The sequence below is a fragment of the Streptomyces sodiiphilus genome, from assembly GCF_039529215.1.
GTDB classification, from domain to species: Bacteria; Actinomycetota; Actinomycetes; order Streptomycetales; family Streptomycetaceae; genus Streptomyces; species Streptomyces sodiiphilus.
Genome location: NZ_BAAAMJ010000038.1, coordinates 67,435 through 85,705, shown reverse-complemented (window position 1 = coordinate 85,705; position 18,271 = coordinate 67,435). Strand labels below are relative to the sequence as shown.

Sequence of the window (18,271 nt, the reverse complement as noted above, 5' to 3'; positions counted from 1 at the left end):
GCCCGGCGCGCAGGGGGCGCGGGCCCACGCCGGGCGCGGCGGGTCAGCGCGGGGCGGGGGCGTGTCCGCCGGGGCGCGTCTCGTACATCCGCACGGCGACCAGGAGTCCGGCGGCGGCGGTGAGGGCCGCGACCGACCAGATGGCGGTGGTCAGGCCCCACAGGTCGGCGATCGCCCCGGCGAGCAGCGCGCCGACGGCGAAGCCGCCGTCCCGCCACAGCCGGTAGACGCCGACCGCGCGGGCCCGCCAGGACGGGTGCGCCACGTCGCCGACGACGGCCAGCAGGGTGGGGTAGACCAGGGCGGTGCCGGCGCCGAGCAGGATCTGGGAGACGGCCCAGACGGAGAACGTGGTGCCGTGTGCGACCAGGGCGATGGCCAGGGCCTGGAGCAGCATTCCGGCGGTGATGAGGTGCTTGCGCCCGATGTGGTCGGACCACCAGCCGGTGAGCATCTGCCCGGCTCCCCAGACGGCCGGGTAGAGGGCGGCCAGCACGCCGATCCGGGCCACGTCCAGGCCGTGGGAGGCGAACAGCAGGGGGAACAGCCCCCAGGCCAGGGCGTCGTTGAGGTTGTTCACCATCCCGGCCCAGGAGGCCGAGGACAGCGACCGGTCGCCGAGGCTGGTGCGACGGGCGATCTGACCGGTGGTCAGGTCCGCGTGGTGTTCCGCGCCGTCCGGGACCCGGTGGCGGGCGGCCTCCGCGCGGGCGTGCTCCCGGGTCTCGCGGACCGCCAGCGTGGACAGGCCCAGCGCCAGGGCGACGTAGGCGGCCCCGAGCAGGAAGGGGGCGGGCCGCAGCCCGGCGTGGTCGGCGATGGCCCCGGTGGCCATGGCGGTGGCGGCCACCGCGACGTAGCCGGCGGCCTCGTTGAAGCCCATGGCCAGGCCGCGGCGTTCGGGACCGGCCAGGTCGATCTTCATGATGACGGTGGTGGACCAGGCCAGGCCCTGGTTGACGCCGAGCAGGACGTTGGCGGCGACGATCCACTCCCAGGACGGACCCCAGGCCAGCATGGCGGGCACCGGAATCGCCACCAGCCACCCGGCGATCAGCACCGGCTTGCGGCCGAAGCGGTCCGACCACGTCCCGGCGAAGAAATTGGTGACGGCCTTGGTGGCGCCGAAGGCGAGGATGTAGGTGAGGGCGGTGGTGTAGGCGGACAGCCCGAAGACGTCCTCGGCCAGCAGCGGCAGCACGGTCCGTTCCTGCCCGAGCATGCCGCCGACCAGCGCGTTGACGGCCACCAGGAGCATGAACTGGGGCAGGTTGGCCCGCAGGCCCAGCCGCGGCCCGTCCGCGGCGGGCCGGGCGGGGCGGAAACGGGAAGCGCTCATGTGATCATCTGGTCCTTGCTGGAAGGGGGACGGGGCGGCGGACATCTTCTATGCTATTCCATGGAACCTTGGAGGATGAGAAGCGTGGGAGACCCGGAACGCAAGACGGCCCTGTACGACGCGCTCGCGCGCACCGGCAAGGCGCTGTCCAACGGCAAACGCCTGGAACTGCTCGACCTGCTGGCCCAGGGCGAACGCAGCGTGGACGCCCTGGCCCGGGCCGCCGGGCTGGGCCTGACCACGGCCTCCTCGCACCTCCAGGCGCTCAGGCAGGCCGGCCTGGTTGCCACCCGGCGGGAGGGCACCCGGGTCCACTACCGGCTGGCCGGTGACGACGTCGCCGCCCTCTACTCCCTGCTGATGAGGGTCTCGCGCACCCACCTGGCCGAGACCCGTCAGGCCCGGGCCGCCTACCTGGGGCCGTCCGACACCGACGGCATCACCCGGGACGAACTCCTGGAGCGGCTCGCGAGCGGCACGGTCCGGGTCATCGACGTCCGCCCGGCCGAGGAGTACGCGGCCGGCCACATTCCCGGAGCGGCCTCCCTGCCTTTGGAGGAACTGCGGGCCCGGCTCGCCGAGCTCCCCTCGGACACCGAGATCGTGGCCTACTGCCGCGGCTCCAACTGCGTCCTCGCCCACGACGCGGTGCGTCTGCTGGCCTCCCGCGGGCGGGGCGCACGGCGGCTGGCCGACGGCATGCTCGAATGGCGGCTGGCCGGCCTCCCCGTCGAGGGCGGCGCCTGACCCCCGCCCCGGCATCCGCGCCCGGGCGGGCTCGCGTCACCCGCGTGGCGCAGCCAGGGCGTCCAGAGCCTCGCGCAGTCCGCGCGGGCGCACCACGCCCGTGAACCGGCCGCCGCCCGCCCAGCCCGGGCCGGCGAGCATCACCGTCACCCGCACCCGGGCGCCGCGCATCCCCCAGACGGCCGAACGGATACGGTGGGCCGGCTCCCGGTCCGCGGTGCCCCGCGACTGGGCCCACAGGACCACCGCCGCCGGTCCGGTCCGGCGGACCGCTTCCTCCAGGGCGCGGGCGGGGACATCGGCACCGAACATCAGCGCGGGCCTGCCGCGCTCGGCCAGCCCCGCCGCGAGCGCCTCCAGCGGCAGTGTGTGCAGCTCGCCGGGGGCGCAGGCCAGCAGGACCGGCGGGCACCCGCCACCTCCCGCCGGGGCCGCCGCGGCGGCCCGGCGGCGCAGCGCGGACGACACGTGCCAGGACAGCAGGTGCTCGACCTCCACGTAGCGCTCCCCGGAGGCGGCCCACTTGCGGCCGACCGCCCGCATCGCCGGCACGATCACCTCGTTCCAGCAGACCACCAGCCCGTGCGCGGCGAGGGCCTGCTCCAGCAGCCGGTCGACCGCGGGCACGTCCAGCCGGACGGCCGCCCGTGCCAGCCCCCGGCATTCCGGGCGCACGCTGCCCAGCGGCAGCGCGTTGCTCCCGCCGGGCTGCTGTGCCGGCACCGCCGGAACCCGCGCGCCGCTCCTCCCCGGAGCCCGCTGCTTCTTCTGCCCGCCCTGCCCGTCCTCCGGCTGTCCGGCGGACGCGGCCCGCGCCCGGCGGGCGGCCTCGGCGGGCGGCACCCCGCGGGCGGTGAGCCGGCACATGTGCTCCAGCACGGCGATGTCGGGCGGGCTCCAGCGGCGGTGCCGCCCGCCGAGGTGCCCGGCCGGGCCGATGCCGTAGCGGCGGTCCCACGACCTCAGGGTGGTGGGTGCCACCCCGATCCGCCGGGCCACCGCCCCGGTGGCCAGCCCCGGGCCCGTGCCGTCGGTGGGCCGCGAGGCGGACGGGGCGGCGGGCTCGGTCATGCGCACAGGATACGGCAAGAACCGACGCACAAACGATGCGAGTTGCCGGGTCCGCGCACCCGGCCCACGATGAGAGAGCCGCGGCGCAAAGGGCGCCGGGCGGCGGCCGCACCACGGGGCCCGGGTTCTCCCGGCCCACCGGGCGCCGTCCCGGCCCACCGGCCGGACTCCTGGCCCCGCGGGAGGAGCGATTCCATGGTGGCTGCCCCGACGCCCCACGCAACCCGGACGGCCGACACCGGCAGCCCGGTCCGGACGGCCGGGTCCCGCGCCCTCGTCCGCCTCCCCGCCGCACCGGCCCTCCCCGGCGCCACCCCCGGCGCCCGCGCCGCCCCCGGCCGGAAACCCTCGGACGAGGAACTGGCCGAGGGCCTGATACGCGGCGACGAGCACTGCCTGGCCGCGATCCACCGCCGCTGGTCGGGGCTCGTCCACGCCCTGGCCGCCCGCGCACTGGGCGACGCCCGGGAGGCCGAGGACGTCACCCAGCAGGTCTTTCTGGCCGCCTGGCGCGGCCGCCACACCTACCGTCCCGACCGCGGCACGCTCGCCGGCTGGCTGGTGGGCATCACCCGGCGCAAGACCGCCGACGCGCTGGGCGCCCGCACCCGCAGGCCGGAGCCGGCCGCCACCGACGACGCCCCCGCCCCGGCCGCGGGGGAGTCCCCGGACGCCGTGCTGGACCGCCTGCTGCTGACGCAGGAACTGGCCAGGCTGCCGGCCGCCCAGCGCCAGGTCCTGCACCTCGCCTTCTACGAGGACCTCACCCAGACGCAGATAGCCCTCCGCACCGGACTGCCGCTGGGCACCGTCAAGAGTCACGCCCGCCGGGGCCTGCACCGGCTGCGCCGCTGCCTGGAGCCCGGCCGCGGCGCCGACTGATCCCCCCCGGCCCCCGCCCCGCCGGACGGACGGACGGGAACTTTTCTCCGGATTCCTCACGATCCTCCGCATCCGTTCCGGTTCCTCCACCCGAATAACGGGTGACGCCCCGCACCACGCGGGGCCCGTCACGAAGGGAACATCGATGATCACTTCGCGCAGCGCAGCCGTTGCCGCCGCCGCCATCGGTTCGTGCGCCCTGGGCCTGTCGGCCGCCGCGCCGGCCGTCGCCGCGGCGCCCGGCCAGGGCGGCGACCAGGCACTGGTCTCCGTCTTCCACGCCGTGCCCGGCCTGACCGTCGACGTCTACGCCAACGGCGAGGAACTGATCCCGGACTTCGAGCCCGGCACGCTGACCGAGCCGCTGGCCCTCCCCGCCGGCTCCTACGACCTGGAGATCTTCGAGGCGGGCGCCGACCCGGAGGGCGAACCGGCCCTCCAGCAGACCGTCGACGTGCCCGCCGGTGCCAACGCGACCGTGGTCGCCCACCTCTCGGCCGACGGCAACCCCGAGCTCAACGCCTACGTCAACGACGTCTCCCAGGTGCCCGCGGGTGAGGCCCGGCTGACCGTCCGGCACGTCGCCGCCGCCCCGGCCGTCGACGTCCGCGCCGGCGGCACACCGGTCTTCGAGGGCCTGGAGAACCCCGACGAGGCCACCGCCGAGGTGCCCGCCGGCACCATCTCGGCCGACGTGGTGCTCGCCGGGACCGACGACGTCGTCATCGGCCCGGCCGACCTGGACCTCCAGGAGGGCACCAGCACCGTCGTCTACGCCTGGGGCAGCGCCGAGGAGGACAGCCTGGCACTCAAGGTCCAGTCGCTGGGCGGCGCGCACGCGGCGCCCGACGGCGTCGACGCGGGCGAGAGCGGAGTGGCGGCCGCGGCCAACTCCTCCTCCGCGTGGCTGGCCTGGAGCGCCGCCGGCGCCGTGGCCGTCGCAGGGGCCCTCATGATCCGCCGCCGCTCCGTGGAGCAGTGACGGACGACAGCGTGCGGCCACCGGCGCGCGCCCCCGGCCGGGCCCCCCGCCCGGACCGGGGGCCCGCCGGATTCCGGCCGCCCCGGCGGTGGCCGGTCCCGGGCGCCACCGGCGGGCTGCTCGCCGAGAGCGGGGCGGTCGCCGTGCTGTGCGCCGCGCTGCTCGTCCTGTCCTTCGTGCCGCTCGCCCTGCTGCGGCCGGACGACGGCGCCCCGCCGCCGGACTTCGGTGCCCTGCCCGGGGCGGCGGCCGACCGGGACGCCGCCACATCCCCCGGCCCGGCCCCCGGCGCGGTGGTGCCGGGCCCCGGCCCGGACGCGGCCGGGGAGGACCCGCCGGCAGCGCCCGACCCGGTCCGGCTGCGGATGCCCGGGCTGGGCGTGGACGCGGCGGTGGACCCCGTCGGAGTGGCGGCCGACGGCGGCGTGGAGATCCCGGAGGACGCCGCCCGGACCGGCTGGTACCGCTTCGGCCCGGCCCCCGGCTCCGCCGCCGGCTCCGCGGTGATCGTCGGACATGTGGACGACCGCACCGGCGACCTCGGCGTCCTGGCGGCACTCTACGAGGTGCGCCCCGGCGACGAGGTGAGCGTGGAACGCTCCGGCGCCCCGCCCGTCCGCTACGAGGTGACGGCCCGCCGCGTGGTGCCCAAGGAGGAGCTGCCCGAGGAGGTGTTCCGCCGCGACGGCAGCCCCGTGCTGACCCTGATCACCTGTGCCGGGCCCTACGACCGGGACAACGGCGGCTACCGCAGCAACATGGTGGTGACAGCCGTCGCGGCCGGACCGGAGGCCGCGGACCGGGACGGCTGAGCCGCCGCGCCCCGGCCGCCGCCGCCGGCTCCGGCCCTCAGCCCGCCCGGCCCTCGATGCGGGCGGACTGCATCGACGTCAGCCGCCGCACGAAGACGACCGCGAAGACGCATGCCGGCACGAGCAGCAGCTCGAAGAGCGCGTCCCAGGCGACCATCGTCAACGCCTCGAAGGTGGGGGCACCGAGGTCGCGTCGCACCCAGAAGTAGGGAATGTGGAAGGGCACCCAGGCCACCACCCAGAACGCCCACCACCAGTGCAACGGCCATCGCCCGGCGGTCCGCACGCCTGCCGAGGCACGCCAGATGCCGTCGGCGATCTGCTTCGGGATGAACAGCATGCCCACCGGGATGAACCAGCCCCACACCGCCATTGCCCGCGGGTAGGGGACCGAGCCCGGGGCGAACAGCTCGGCGTTGTGCCGGGCCCGCCCGAACCAGACCAGCCACAGCACGATCATTACCAGCATCAGCACGGCCTGGAGGTTCTGCAGCTGTTCGATACCGCCCTGCCAGATGTCCAGCCAGCCCTCGTCACCCGGGCGCTGCGGAACCGTCAGTTCGCCCAGCAGCGCCAGGTACAGGAGCACGCCCGTCAGGTTGCTCAGCATCATCACACCGAGCAGGCAGTACAGCGCGACCGACAGTCCGCGCACCGGCCTGGGCCGGCGGCCGGGCGCGGCCGGCGGCGGGTAGCCGTAACCGCCCGCGACGTGCGGGGCCGCGGCTGTGGGCGGGGAGGGGTGGCCGGGCCCGTACACGACCCCGTAGCCCTGCCCCGGCCCGTAGCCCTGCCCCGGCCCGTAGCCGTGGCCCGGCCCGTAGCCCTGTCCCGGGTGGTAGGGGCTCGGGGCGGCGGGCGGCGGGGTGCGCACCGCCGCGGCGGCCTGGGCGCCCGCCGCGGGTGCCTGCCGCGGAACGGCGGGCGGCGCCGGGGGAGGAGCGGGGGCCGCGGCCGGACTCCGGGAGGCCCCGCTGTCCTCGCTGTCCTCGCTGTCCAGGAGCTGCACGGCGTGCCTGCCGAGCTGGGCCAGCACCCGGGCCGGAAGCCAGGGGCTCCCCTCGGCGGCCGCGCCGGCCGGCAGTGCCACCCGCTCCGCGATCGTGTCCAGGTCCGGCCGGCCGGCGGCGTCCTTGGCCAGGCAGGCCGCGACGGCCTCGCGCAGGCTCTCCGGAACCCCGGTGAGGTCCGGCTCCTCCTCGGCGATCCGGTACATCAGCGCGTGCGCCCCGCTGTCGGCGGTGCCGAACGGCAGCCGTCCGGTGAGCGCGTAGGCCAGCACCGATCCCAGGCAGAAGATGTCGCTGGCGGCGGTGACCCGCTCGCCGCGGATCTGCTCGGGGGACATGAAACCGGGCGACCCGATGACGGCGCCGGGCCGGGTCAGTCCGCCGTCGGTGACGGCGTCCAGGGCCCGCGCGATGCCGAAGTCGATGACGCGCGGCCCGTCGATGGTGATCAGCACGTTGGAGGGCTTCAGGTCGCGGTGCACCAGCCCGGTCCCGTGGATGTCGCGCAGCGCCTCGACGAGCCCGCCGGCCAGCACCCGCACCGTGTTCTCCGGCAGCGGCCCGTAGTCCTCGTCGACCACCTGCTGCAGCGACGGCCCGGCGATGTAGCCGGTGGCCAGCCACGGCGTGGCGGCCTCGGTGTCGGCGTCCAGCACCGGCGCCGTCCAGCGGCCGGCGATCTGCCGGGCGATGCTGATCTCCCGGGCGAAGCGGCTGCGGAAGTCCGGCTCGCGGGCGAGGGCCGTCTGCACGGTCTTGACGGCGACGGTCCGGCCGCGCTCGGAGCGCGCCAGGTACACCCGCCCCATGCCGCCCGCACCGAGCCTGCCCAGCAGGCGGTAGGACCCGATCCTGCGCGGATCCTCGGGTTCCAGTGGCTCCACGTGTGTCCTCCCCCGTACCTCACCGCTTGTGATGGCCCCCTGAGGATAGAGGGACACCCGGACGCCGGGCACTCCCGTCCTGCCCCCCCGGCCCGGCCGGTGCGCGGCTGCCGGGGGAGCGCGCGGGAACCGCGGGAATAGGGTGGTGAACCGTGATTCAACGCACCACCCTGCGGGCCCAGCTCGCCGACGCGCTGCGCGAGGAGATCCTGGCGGGGAGGCTCGGGCCCGGTGAGGAACTCGTCGTCCGGGGGATCGCCGAGCAGTACGGCGTGTCCGCCACGCCGGTGCGCGAGGCGCTGGTGGACCTGGCCGCCCAGGGGCTGCTGGAGATCGAGCAGCACCGGGGTTTCCGCATCCGCCGCTACTCGCCCGCCGACTTCCGGCACATGGTGGACGCCCGCAGCCTGGTCGGCGAGGGGCTGCTGCGGCTGCGGTCCGCCGGCGCGCTGCCGCCCCCCGACCCGGAGGCCTTCGTGTCCATCCGCCGCCGCGCCGCCGCCGCGCGGCAGGCCGCGCTCGCCGGGGACCTGGACGTCCTCATCGGCTACGACCTGCGGTTCTGGCGGGAGCTGAGCGCGCTGACGGGCAACCCGTGCATCGTGGAGTTCGTGGACCGGCTGCGCATGCAGTGCTGGGCCTTCGCCGTGCCGCACCTGCGCGGCCGGCCCGGGCTGGCCGGCCGGCTGTGGGCCGGCCATCTGGAGCTGGCCGACAGCGTGGAGCGCGGGGACGCCACGGAGACAGAGCGCCTGCTGCGGGCCTACCGCGCCCAGGCGCTCGCCCTGGCCGACGAGATCTTCGGGAGCTGAATCTCCCCGGGCCCCGCACACCGGCGCCCGCCCGGCGCCCTCCGGGAGGGCCTACCCTGGCCGGTACCGTCCGCCGACTCGAAGGTGAGCCCAGTGGCCTGTGACCTGTGGCTGGTCCCCCTCGTCGATGTGCTGTGCCACAGCCCCGACAATCCGTTCGCCGAGGAACTCGCCGACTACGACGCGGCCCTGGCCGAGGCCGGGCTGCCGCCGGTGCCGGTGCTCGGCTACGTGCCGGGCATGTCCGGCGACGTGGCGCCCGTCGCCGGCTTCGACTACGCGGCCCTGCACCTGCTGCGCCGGGCCTACCTGCTCGGGCTGAGCGGGCTGCCGGTCACGCCGGCGCCCGAGGAGGAAGGGGACTACCAGCAACTGCTGGAGATGTTCGAGACCTCCGCGCTGGGCTCGCACCTGGTCTGGCACTTCGATCACGCCGGGGCGTATGTGCCGGTCGACTTCCCGCACCCGCTGGTCAACGACACCCTGCTGGCCGGCGGCGGGCCGCTGGGCTCCAGCCACGGCCTGCTGCGGGAGCTCTCCGCGGTCGCCCCGGCGCTCGGCATCGACCCGCACAACCCTCCCGCGCCCCCCACGCCGCCGCGCCGCCCCACCCGGCTGGAGGAGCCCGCCGAGCCCCCCGTCTACGGGGACGGGCCGTTCGCCCGCGAGCGGCACGTCTGGCTGGGCCTGCACACCGCCGCCACCCGCAGCCTGGCCCAGGGCTCGATGATCGTCTTCAGCTGAGCGCGGCCCGCCCCTCACAGCCGCCCCTCGGAACCACCCCTCAGAACGATCCCTCCGGCGGGCGCTGGCGCGGCATCGTGGGCCGGGAGAGCTGCGGCTGCCCGCCGTACCGGCCGCGGGGAGCCTGACAGCCGCTCTCCCCGGCGCCGGGTGCCCGGCGGGTCTGGGCCAGCAGCGGGCCCGGACCCGAGCGGAACTCCACCATCCATTCCGTCGTCTCGGCGCGCACCAGCTCCGAGAGGTCCTCGTGGAAACGCCGCAGCAGCGCCAGGCGGCGCTCGGCCGCCGAGCACGCCGTTCCCTCCGCCGGGCCGAGCGCCTCCCGGACGGACTCGGCCGCCCACTCGTACTGCAGCGCCTCGAGACGGCGCTGGACCGCCTGGGCCGTGGCCACGTCCCGCATCCAGCCCGCGGTGCACCCGAACCACCGGTCGCAGCCCAGGCACAGCGCCGCGCCCAGCAGCGCCAGATACCCCCAGCGGGCCGTCCCGGCGCCGGCCCCCGCGAGCTCCACCAATGGCAGTGTGACCCCGGCGGCCACCCCCAGGGCCGCCCCGGCACGCAGCAGCCGGGCGGCCCGGCGCTTGCGGGAGCGGTCGGCGAGGTACCAGCAGGCGGTCCGCGCGGCGCGCTCCTCCGCCTGCCGGTACAGCTCGTCGAGCCGCTCGGCGGGCTCCTTCCAGTTTCCTCGCGGCAGCGGCCGGCCGAGCAGGTCCCCCCGGCGCCCGGCGCCCGTGCCCGCACCCTCCCCGGCGGAACCGCTGTCGGACCCACCGGCGGATCCACCAGACTGCATCTCCGGCTGACTCACCCGACACTCCCTACAACAGGCAGCACATCCGGCTCCCTGTAATCACGCGGAGCACCTTCTTACCCCGAAAGTGGGGACGCAATGCCTGGATTGCCGGATATCCAGCCGGAAGAGAAGGGGCATCCGGTATGGGGGCTGATGCCTTCTCACCCGAAAGAGTGGGTGCCGGAGGGCGGCAGGTCCGCGGCTAGGCTGCTGCCCGTGAGGATCCTTGTCATCGGCGGCGGTGCCCGCGAACACGCCCTGTGCCACGCACTGAACCGCGACCCCGACGTCACGGCGCTGCACTGCGCCCCGGGCAACGCCGGGATCGCCGAGCAGGCCACGCTGCATCCGGTCGATGCCGCCGACGGCCCCGCGGTGGCGGAACTGGCGGCCGGACTCGGCTGCGACCTGGTGGTGATCGGCCCCGAGGCGCCGCTGGTGGCCGGCGTGGCCGACGCCGTGCGCGCGGTCGGCATCCCCGTCTTCGGCCCGTCCGCCGAGGCCGCCCGGCTGGAGGGCAGCAAGGCGTTCGCCAAGGAGGTCATGGCCGCCGCGGGGGTGCCCACCGCCCGCTCCTACGTCTGCGTCACGCCGGAGGAGACCGACGCGGCCCTGGACGCCTTCGGCCCGCCCTACGTGGTGAAGGACGACGGCCTGGCCGCCGGCAAGGGCGTGGTGGTCACCGGCAGCCGCGAGGAGGCCAGCGCCCACGCCGCGTCGTGCGGACGGGTGGTCGTCGAGGAGTTCCTGGACGGGCCCGAGGTGTCGCTGTTCGCCGTCACCGACGGCGTCACCGTCGTCCCTCTCCAGCCCGCGCAGGACTTCAAGCGCGCCCTGGACGCCGACCTGGGCCCCAACACCGGCGGGATGGGCGCCTACTCCCCGCTGCCCTGGGCGGCTCCCGGTCTCACCGACGAGGTGCTCGCGTCGGTGCTCCAGCCCACCGTGGACGAGATGCGGCGCCGCGGCACGCCGTTCTCCGGGCTGCTCTACGCCGGGCTGGCCGTGACCTCCCGGGGGATCCGGGTCATCGAGTTCAACGCGCGCTTCGGCGACCCGGAGACCCAGGTGGTGCTGGCCCGGCTGCGGACCCCGCTGTCCGGGCTGCTGTACGCGGCGGCGACCGGTGAGCTGGCCCAGTTCCCGCCGCTGCGCTGGAGCGACGGCGCGGCCGTCACGGTGGTGATCGCCTCGGCGGGCTATCCGGCGGCCCCGCGCACCGGTGACCCGGTGGAGGGCCTGGCGGAGGTGGCGGAGAAGGACGCCCCGCAGGCCTATGTGCTGCACGCCGGCACCCGGCGGGACGACGACGGCCGGATCGTGAGCGCCGGCGGCCGGGTGCTGTCGGTGACGGCGGCCGGTGCCGGCCTGGCCGAGGCCAGGGAGCACGCCTACCGGGCGGTCGGCCGGATCCGCCTGGCCGGTTCGCACCACCGCACCGACATCGCCGCGGCCGCCGCCGAGTCCTCCTGACGGCCGGGCAGGTCCTCCGCCGGCTTTCCGGGACGGCACCGATCCCGCCAACTCGTCCCAATCGCGGTGAAGTTGGCGGAAACCCGCGCCTAGCCGCCCCAACCTCTCCCCAAAGCAACTCCATCGAGTGACCGAAGCCCCGGTCCGGCTGACGCCCGCCCCGGCCCCCACTAGGGTGCGGCGCAGTGCCGGCCGGGGCGCCCACGCGGGGTGTCCGGCCTGCCCGTGGCGCCGCCCGCGCGGGCCGGACGGCCGCCCGGACGCCGTGTGCGGCGATCGGCCCACCGCACATTGCGGGGCCCGGCACCGGTGCCACAGTGGGAGAACAGGCCGGAAACCTGTCGACATCGCGTACGGAGGGCAGGTCATGGGGCATCGACAAGCCACCTGGTCCGCACGGGACCACGCACTGGCCGTACTGCGTGTGCGCAACACCGCGCTGGCCCTGGTCCTGCTCCCGCTGGCGTGCGCCGTCGTGCTGCTGGCCGGTGCCGTCACCGGCCGGCTGCCCGGCGCCGCCGGCACGGCGGGCCTGATCCTGCTGATCCCGGCCGTCCTCGCGCTCGCCGGCGCCGGCGCGGTCGCCACCGTCATCGCCCGCGCCCGGCCCCCGGCCGGCCCCGGCGTCGAGGTGCCCGAACACGCGGCCCCCGGCCTGCACGCCCTCATACGCGACCTCGCCGACCGCCTCGACGTCCCCGCCCCCGGCGGTGTCGCCCTCGCCCCCGACTGCGACAGCTGGCTGGAGGAACGGCCCGCCCGCCCCCGCTCCGCCTCCGTGCCCCCCGTCCTGGTCGTCGGCTCCCCGTTCCTGTGGTGGATGCGCGTCGGCGAACTGCGCGCCCTGCTCGCCCCCGTGGTGGCGGGCACCGGGCCCTCCGCCCACCCCGACATAGCCGCCGCCCGCCGCTGCGTGCGCGGCCTGGACGCCACCGTCGCCCGCGCCGCCCGGGCCGGCCGCCGCGGTCCCCTGCTCGCCCTCTCCGCCGCGGTGGCCCGTGCCCTGCTGCGGTCCACCGGCGGCCACGCCGCGGAGATGGAACGCGGGGTGGCCGCCGCGGCCGCCTCCCGGGCCCGCACCGTCGACTACGGCGTGCGCGTCACCGCCCAGGAGCAGGTCGGTCTCGCCTACGCCGGCTGGGACCGGCTGCTCACCAAGGTCGCCCTGCCCGCCTGGCAGACCGGCCGCTGGCCCCGCCGGCTCAACGCCGGGGTCGCCGCCGCCCTCACCGAACTCTCCCGCCGCGACCGGCTCGCCGGGGACTTCACCTCCCGGCTCGGCGAACGCCCCGCCTGCGACCTGCTGGAGGAGCCCGGCCGGGTAGACGAGGAGGTGTCGCTGCTGGCCGCCGAACTCTTCCACGGCATCCCCGCCGAGCCCGACGCCCCCTGGGAACCGGTCGACTGGGCCGCCTACCCCGAGGAGGTCGTGGACCGGATCTGGCGGGAGCGCGCCGCCCGGCTGTTCACCGCCCTGGACGCCGCGCGCACCCCCACCCTGACCTGCCTGCTGCAACGGCTGGGCGACGCGGCCGGGGACGCCGGGCGCACCGACGCCCTGGCCGCCCGGGTCGGCGCCGGGGCGGCCCGCGCCGCCGGCACCCCGGTCCCCGCGGAGACCGGCGCGGGGACCGGCCCGTTCCCGCCGGCCCTGCCCGCCCCGCCGCCCCGGACCGGCCGGGAGGTGCTCGCCGAGCACGTCGCCGCGGCCGTCTGCTGCGCGGCCGCCGACAGCACCGACGCGGCACCCGGCCTGGACTGGCTGGACGGACCGGTGCTGCGCTCCGGCGGCCGGCGCGTCCGGGACCTGACCGAACCCGTCCGCGGCCTGGTGGACGACGGCGACCCCGAGCCGCTGCGGGAGTGGCTCGCCGAGGCCGGCATCCGTCCGGACAAGCCCGTCCGCCTGGTGTGACCCGCCCGGGCCCCGCCCGGCCCTCCGGACAGCTCACCTGATGGAGTGCAAAAACTCCTGAACGGGATCGATCCGTCCGTACCGGCCGTCACTATCAGGCAATCGCCTCCCGCCATTTCGCCAATCCGCGACGATCAGTGACCGCATGCGCTCATGCTGTGTTCCTCTGGGGGGTGACCGGGTCCGGGGAGCAGGTGCGGTGAGGGAGGGGGCCGTCGGTGGCCACGCAAGGTATCCGGCGCTGGGAGTCGGGGGCGCTCGCGCACGCCGTCTCGGACCCGTTCGGGCAGGGCCCGCTGCCCTGGCTCCGCGGCAGCGAGCACTACTTCGACGGCACCGGGCAGGTGGTCCCCTGGTACGTGGACCCGGACGCCGAGGGCCTGGGCGCCCGCGAACCGGGCAGCCTCCGTCTCCCCGAGCGGCCCGACACCCCGCCCAGCCCCTCCTCCGGCCCCCGCACCGCCGACGACGTGCGCTGCCAGATCAAGGGCTTCGCACCGGACCACGCCGTCGCCCCCGGCGAGCCCATAGACTTCCGGGTCACCGTCGACCCCCCGCAGCCCTTCACCATCGACATCTACCGGATCGGCCACTACGGGGGCGACGGCGCCACCCTGCTGACCCGCAGCCCCGAGCTGATGGGATCACGGCAGCCCGCACCCCTGGTCGCCGGCCGCACCGTCTGCTGCCACCACTGGTGGCTGTCCTGGCGGCTGCCCGTGCCCCCCGCCTGGCAGCCCGGCGCCCATGTCGCCGTGCTCACCACCGCCGACGGCCGCTACCGCTCCCACGTCCCCTTCACCGTCCGCGACAACCGGCGGGCCGACCTGCTCCTGCTGCTGCCCGACATCACCTGGCAGGCCTACAACCTGTTCCCCGAGGACGGCCGCACCGGCGCCAGCCTCTACCACGCCTGGGACAGCGAGGGCCGGCTGCTCGGCGAGGAGGACGCCGCCCTCACCGTCTGCTTCGACCGCCCCTACGCCGGCGCCGGCCTCCCCCTGCACGTCGGCCACGCCTACGACTTCATCCGCTGGGCCGAGCGCTACGGCTACGACCTCTCCTACGCCACCACCCGCGACCTGCACGCCGGCCGCGTGGACCCCTCCCGCTACCGCGGCCTGGTCTTCCCCGGCCACGACGAGTACTGGTCCGCGCCGATGCGCGCCACCGTGGAGCGGGCCCGCGACGACGGCACCTCGCTGGTGTTCCTCTCCGCCAACACCATGTTCTGGCAGGTCGAGCTCGCCCCGCTGCCCTCGGGCGACCCCGACCGCCTGCTCACCTGCCGCAAGCGCCACAGCCCGGGGCGTTCCGCCCTCTGGCGCGAGCGCGGCGCGCCCGAGCAGACCGTGCTCGGCATCCAGTACGGCGGCCGGGTACCCGTGCCGCACCCCCTCGTCGCCCGCAACACCGGCCACTGGCTGTGGGAGTCCACCGGAGTCACCGAGGGGGAGGAGCTTCCCCGCCTGGTCGCCGGGGAGGCCGACCGCTACTACCCGCGCGTCCCGCTGCCCGCGTACGACAGCCGCATCCTGCTCGCCCACTCCCCCTACCGCGACGACACCGGGACGCTGCGCCACCAGGAGACCTCGCTGTACCGGGCGCCCAGCGGCGCCTGGGTCTTCGCCTCCGGCACCTTCGCCTGGTCCCCGGCCCTGGACCGCCCCGGCCACACGGACCCCCGGATCCAGCAGGCCACCGCCAACCTTCTCGACCGCATCTGCAAAGACCCCTGACCCGCGCGGGCCACCGGGGACCCGGCTCCCCGGTCCTCTCCGCATCGGGAAGAATTGTCCGGCGCGGTCCGTGGTACTCGCACCACCGACCAAGAGCCCTCAGGAGGCGGACGTGCCAGGATTCGTCGAGAAGCCCGAACCCGCGCGGGTGCCCGGCCTTGTGCACCTGCATACCGGAAAGGTCCGGGACCTCTACCGCAACGAGAACGGCGAACTGGTGATCGTCGCCAGCGACCGGATCTCCGCCTACGACTGGGTCCTGCCCAACGGCATCCCCGACAAGGGCCGGATCCTCACCCGCCTGTCCCTGTGGTGGTTCGACCAGCTCGCCGACCTGGTCCCCGGCCATGTGATCTCCACCGACGTCCCGCCCGGCGCGCCGGACGACTGGGCCGGGCGCGTCATGGTCTGCCGCGAGCTGACCGTCTACCCCATCGAGTGCGTCGCCCGCGGCTACCTCACCGGCTCGGGCCTGGAGGAGTACGAGCGCGACCGCACCGTCTGCGGCCTGGCGCTGCCCCCCGGCCTGACCGACGGCTCCGAACTGCCCGCCGCCATCTTCACCCCCGCCACCAAGGCCGAGGTCGGCGAGCACGACGAGAACGTCACCTACGAGGAGGTCGCCCGCCGCGTCGGCGTGGACACCGCCGCCCGGCTGCGGCAGACCACCCTCGCCGTCTACAGCCGCGCCCGGGACCTGGCCCGCGACCGCGGCCTCATCCTGGCGGACACCAAGTTCGAGTTCGGCCACGCCGGCGACGGCGGGGAGGACGACCCGCTGATCCTCGCCGACGAGGTCCTCACCCCGGACTCCTCCCGCTTCTGGCTGAAGTCCGACTGGCAGCCCGGGCACCGCCAGCGCTCCTACGACAAGCAGTACATCCGCGACTGGCTCACCTCCCCGGCCTCCGGCTGGGACCGCGCCTCGCACACCCCGCCCCCGCCGCTCCCCGAGGACGTCGTGGCCCGCACCCGCGAGAAGTACGCCGAGGCCTACCGCCTCCTCACCGGCATCCCCTGGGACTGACCTCCCCGGCGCACCCGCCCGGCGGCGGGTGCGCCCGCGCCGCCGGGCTCAGCAGCCGGCCGCCCGGGCCAGCAGCAGCGCCCGCTCCCGCCCGTTGCGGGTCAGCGCGGCGGCACGCTCGAACTCCGCCCGCGCCTCGGTCATGCGCCCCAGCCCGGCCAGCAGATCGCCCCGGACGCTCGGCAGCAGGTGGTACTCCTTCAGCGCCGGCTCGCCGGCCAGCGCGTCCACCAGCTCCAGGCCCGCCGCCGGCCCCTCGGCCCGCGACACCGCAACCGCCCGGTTCAGCTCCACCACCGGGGACGGCATCCGCCGCGCCAGCTCCCCGTACAGCGCGGCGATGCGCGCCCAGTCCGTCTCCTCGCCGGTGCGCGCCCGCGCGTGGCAGGCGGCCACCGCGGCCTGCAGCCCGTACGGCCCCGGCGGCCCCAGAGCCTCGGCCCGCTCCAGCGCGGCCAGCCCGCGCCGGATCAGCAACTGGTCCCAGCGCGAGCGGTCCTGGTCCATCAGGAGCACCGGTTCGCCGGACGCCGTGGTGCGCGCCGCCGAGCGCGACGCCTGGATCTCCATCAGGGCGACCAGCCCGTGCACCTCCGGCTCCCCGGGCATCAGCCCGGCCAGCACCCGCCCCAGCCGCAGCGCCTCCCCGCACAGCTCCGGACGCATCCAGTCGTCCCCGGCGGTCGCCGCGTACCCCTCGTTGAAGATCAGGTACACCACCTCCAGGACCGAGGCCAGGCGCTCGCCCAGCAGCGGCCCCTCCGGAACCTCGAACGGCACCCGCTCCCGGGCCAGGGTGCGCTTGGCCCGGACGATCCGCTGCGCCACCGTCGGCTCGCCCACCAGGAACGCCCGGGCGATCTCGTCCGTCCGCAGACCCCCCAGCAGCCGCAGCGTCAGCGCCACCCTGGCCTGCGGGGACAGCACCGGATGACAGATGGTGAACACCAGCCGCAACAGGTCGTCCTCGATCCGCCCGTCCACCGCGGCGGCCACCTCGGCGGCGAAGTCCGCGGCCACGGACTCCCCCCTGTCCAGCTCCAGCTCGTGGCCCAGCTCGTCCACCTTGCGGGCGAGCCGCTCCCGGCGGCGGACGGCGTCGATCGCCCGGTGCCGGGCGGTGGTCATCAGCCAGGCCCCCGGATTGCGCGGCACCCCGTCCCCGGGCCACTGCTCCAGCGCCGCGACCAGCGCGTCCTGCGCCATGTCCTCGGCCAGCCCGACATCCCGGAAGACCCGGGTGAGGCCGGCGATCACCCGGCCCGATTCGATGCGCCACACCGCGTCCACCGCGCGACGCGCGTCCGATTCCGTCACGCCGCACAGCCTCACCCGGCGCCGCCGCCACGGGCAAGTCGCCGGGCCCGCACCGCCCCCTCACCCGGTGCGGACCCGGGCCCGGCCGGATCCGCACCGGCGCCGGCCCCGGACGGTCAGGCCCCGCTGTGCTGCCGCTGGACCTCCTCGCGCAGCCGCTCCTCGCGCTCGGCGTTCTCCGGCGTCATGCTCTGCTCGGGGAAGTCGGATATCTCGAAGATCTGCCGCAGCTCGACCTCCCCCTCGGGCACCCGCCGCGCCCACTCCAGGGCCTCCTCCCACGAGGCGGCCTGGATCATCCAGAAGCCGGCGATGAGCTCCTTGGTCTCGGCGAAGGGACCGTCCGTCACGGTCCGCTTCCCATCCGGGCCGGTGCCGACCCTGGCCCCCCGGGAGCTGGGGTGCAGCCCCTCGCCGGCCAGCATCACACCGGCCTTGACCAGCTCCTCGTTGTACCGGCCCATCTCGGCAATGGCCTCCGCGCTCGGCATCACACCGGCCTCGGACTCCTCGGTCGCCTTCATCAGCATCATGAAACGCATCGTCGTCCTCCCTCTCGCTGTTCCGTCACCGGCCGGGTGCCCCGGCGGGACCGGACTTCACGCCCGCCCTCGGTGTCCTTCACCCCCGCGTCGAACAGCCGACCCCCGGATCGACACCCCGCGCAAAGTTTTTTTTCCGGCCCCGGACAGCGCTGTGGCCCCGGAGCGGGGCTCCGGGG

16 protein-coding genes are annotated in these 18,271 nt (G+C 75.9%); 10 read left to right on the top strand and 6 right to left on the bottom strand.

From position 1 onward, the window contains the following. Window positions 1–43: 43 nt before the first annotated feature. Window positions 44–1,339, bottom strand: a complete 1,296-nt coding sequence (locus ABD299_RS18210; protein WP_344263696.1) for an MFS transporter — start codon at window positions 1,337–1,339, stop codon at window positions 44–46. Window positions 1,340–1,414: 75 nt separating this feature from the next. Here ABD299_RS18210 and ABD299_RS18205 point away from each other — a divergent pair, with 75 nt between their 5' ends. After that, window positions 1,415–2,086, top strand: a complete 672-nt coding sequence (locus ABD299_RS18205) for an ArsR/SmtB family transcription factor (RefSeq protein ID WP_344263694.1) — start codon at window positions 1,415–1,417, stop codon at window positions 2,084–2,086. 36 nt (window positions 2,087–2,122) lie between these two features. On the opposite strand, the gene ABD299_RS18200 is transcribed toward ABD299_RS18205, so the two are convergent. Further along, window positions 2,123–3,157, bottom strand: coding sequence for a B12-binding domain-containing protein (locus ABD299_RS18200; RefSeq protein WP_344263692.1), 1,035 nt, complete (start codon window positions 3,155–3,157; stop codon window positions 2,123–2,125). Window positions 3,158–3,352: 195 nt separating this feature from the next. On the opposite strand from ABD299_RS18200, the gene ABD299_RS18195 reads away from it, so the two are divergent. The 3 genes from ABD299_RS18195 (at window position 3,353) to ABD299_RS18185 (ending at window position 5,833) form a co-directional block, all read left to right on the top strand. Then, window positions 3,353–4,039, top strand: coding sequence for an RNA polymerase sigma factor (locus tag ABD299_RS18195; RefSeq protein WP_344263690.1), 687 nt, complete (start codon window positions 3,353–3,355; stop codon window positions 4,037–4,039). 145 nt (window positions 4,040–4,184) lie between these two features. After that, on the top strand, window positions 4,185–5,021 hold the full coding sequence (locus ABD299_RS18190; RefSeq protein WP_344263688.1) for a DUF4397 domain-containing protein: 837 nt from the start codon (window positions 4,185–4,187) through the stop codon (window positions 5,019–5,021). Continuing rightward, on the top strand, window positions 5,018–5,833 hold the full coding sequence (locus ABD299_RS18185) for a class F sortase (protein WP_344263686.1): 816 nt from the start codon (window positions 5,018–5,020) through the stop codon (window positions 5,831–5,833). The genes ABD299_RS18190 and ABD299_RS18185 overlap by 4 nt, the downstream gene beginning before the upstream one ends. 37 nt (window positions 5,834–5,870) lie before the next feature. Here the strand turns inward: ABD299_RS18185 and ABD299_RS18180 are convergent, their stop codons facing one another. Beyond that, window positions 5,871–7,727, bottom strand: a complete 1,857-nt coding sequence (locus tag ABD299_RS18180; protein ID WP_344263684.1) for a protein kinase domain-containing protein — start codon at window positions 7,725–7,727, stop codon at window positions 5,871–5,873. A 152-nt stretch (window positions 7,728–7,879) separates the two neighbouring features. On the opposite strand from ABD299_RS18180, the gene ABD299_RS18175 reads away from it, so the two are divergent. Together ABD299_RS18175 and ABD299_RS18170 are read left to right on the top strand one after the other, a co-directional pair. Next, on the top strand, window positions 7,880–8,539 hold the full coding sequence (locus ABD299_RS18175; protein ID WP_425581364.1) for a GntR family transcriptional regulator: 660 nt from the start codon (window positions 7,880–7,882) through the stop codon (window positions 8,537–8,539). Between the two features lie 93 nt (window positions 8,540–8,632). After that, window positions 8,633–9,283 carry a hypothetical protein gene (locus ABD299_RS18170; RefSeq protein WP_344263682.1) on the top strand — a complete coding sequence of 217 codons (651 nt, stop codon included), beginning with the start codon at window positions 8,633–8,635 and terminating at the stop codon, window positions 9,281–9,283. Window positions 9,284–9,323: 40 nt separating this feature from the next. Here ABD299_RS18170 and ABD299_RS18165 read toward each other — a convergent pair whose 3' ends face one another. Then, a complete protein-coding gene (locus ABD299_RS18165) occupies window positions 9,324–10,094 on the bottom strand; it encodes an SLATT domain-containing protein (RefSeq protein ID WP_344263680.1) in 771 nt (256 codons plus the stop codon). Between the two features lie 201 nt (window positions 10,095–10,295). Between ABD299_RS18165 and purD the strand changes: the two genes are divergently transcribed. The 4 genes from purD (at window position 10,296) to ABD299_RS18145 (ending at window position 16,233) form a co-directional block, all read left to right on the top strand. Continuing rightward, the gene (purD, locus tag ABD299_RS18160; RefSeq protein WP_344263678.1) at window positions 10,296–11,552 is read left to right on the top strand and encodes a phosphoribosylamine--glycine ligase; all 1,257 of its coding nucleotides are present in this window, start codon (window positions 10,296–10,298) and stop codon (window positions 11,550–11,552) included. Between the two features lie 367 nt (window positions 11,553–11,919). Further along, window positions 11,920–13,467 carry a hypothetical protein gene (locus tag ABD299_RS18155; protein ID WP_344263676.1) on the top strand — a complete coding sequence of 516 codons (1,548 nt, stop codon included), beginning with the start codon at window positions 11,920–11,922 and terminating at the stop codon, window positions 13,465–13,467. A gap of 218 nt (window positions 13,468–13,685) precedes the next feature. Next, entirely contained in the window at window positions 13,686–15,206 is a 1,521-nt protein-coding gene (locus tag ABD299_RS18150) for a N,N-dimethylformamidase beta subunit family domain-containing protein (protein ID WP_344263674.1), read from the top strand. Between the two features lie 112 nt (window positions 15,207–15,318). Then, on the top strand, window positions 15,319–16,233 hold the full coding sequence (locus ABD299_RS18145; RefSeq protein ID WP_344263672.1) for a phosphoribosylaminoimidazolesuccinocarboxamide synthase: 915 nt from the start codon (window positions 15,319–15,321) through the stop codon (window positions 16,231–16,233). Window positions 16,234–16,281: 48 nt separating this feature from the next. On the opposite strand, the gene ABD299_RS18140 is transcribed toward ABD299_RS18145, so the two are convergent. Together ABD299_RS18140 and ABD299_RS18135 are read right to left on the bottom strand one after the other, a co-directional pair. Continuing rightward, window positions 16,282–17,550, bottom strand: coding sequence for an RNA polymerase sigma factor (locus ABD299_RS18140; RefSeq protein WP_344263670.1), 1,269 nt, complete (start codon window positions 17,548–17,550; stop codon window positions 16,282–16,284). Between the two features lie 116 nt (window positions 17,551–17,666). Further along, window positions 17,667–18,092 (bottom strand): YciI family protein, encoded by a 426-nt coding sequence (locus tag ABD299_RS18135; RefSeq protein ID WP_344263668.1) that lies wholly within the window; start codon window positions 18,090–18,092, stop codon window positions 17,667–17,669. Between the last annotated feature and the right edge of the window lie 179 nt (window positions 18,093–18,271).

Coding starts and splice junctions, on each gene's coding strand:
- ABD299_RS18210 (WP_344263696.1), bottom strand. CDS start 1,339: ATGAGCGCTTCCCGTTTCCGCCCCGCCCGGCCCGCCGCGGACGGGCCG.
- ABD299_RS18205 (WP_344263694.1), top strand. CDS start 1,415: ATGAGAAGCGTGGGAGACCCGGAACGCAAGACGGCCCTGTACGACGCG.
- ABD299_RS18200 (WP_344263692.1), bottom strand. CDS start 3,157: ATGACCGAGCCCGCCGCCCCGTCCGCCTCGCGGCCCACCGACGGCACG.
- ABD299_RS18195 (WP_344263690.1), top strand. CDS start 3,353: ATGGTGGCTGCCCCGACGCCCCACGCAACCCGGACGGCCGACACCGGC.
- ABD299_RS18190 (WP_344263688.1), top strand. CDS start 4,185: ATGATCACTTCGCGCAGCGCAGCCGTTGCCGCCGCCGCCATCGGTTCG.
- ABD299_RS18155 (WP_344263676.1), top strand. CDS start 11,920: ATGGGGCATCGACAAGCCACCTGGTCCGCACGGGACCACGCACTGGCC.
- ABD299_RS18135 (WP_344263668.1), bottom strand. CDS start 18,092: ATGCGTTTCATGATGCTGATGAAGGCGACCGAGGAGTCCGAGGCCGGT.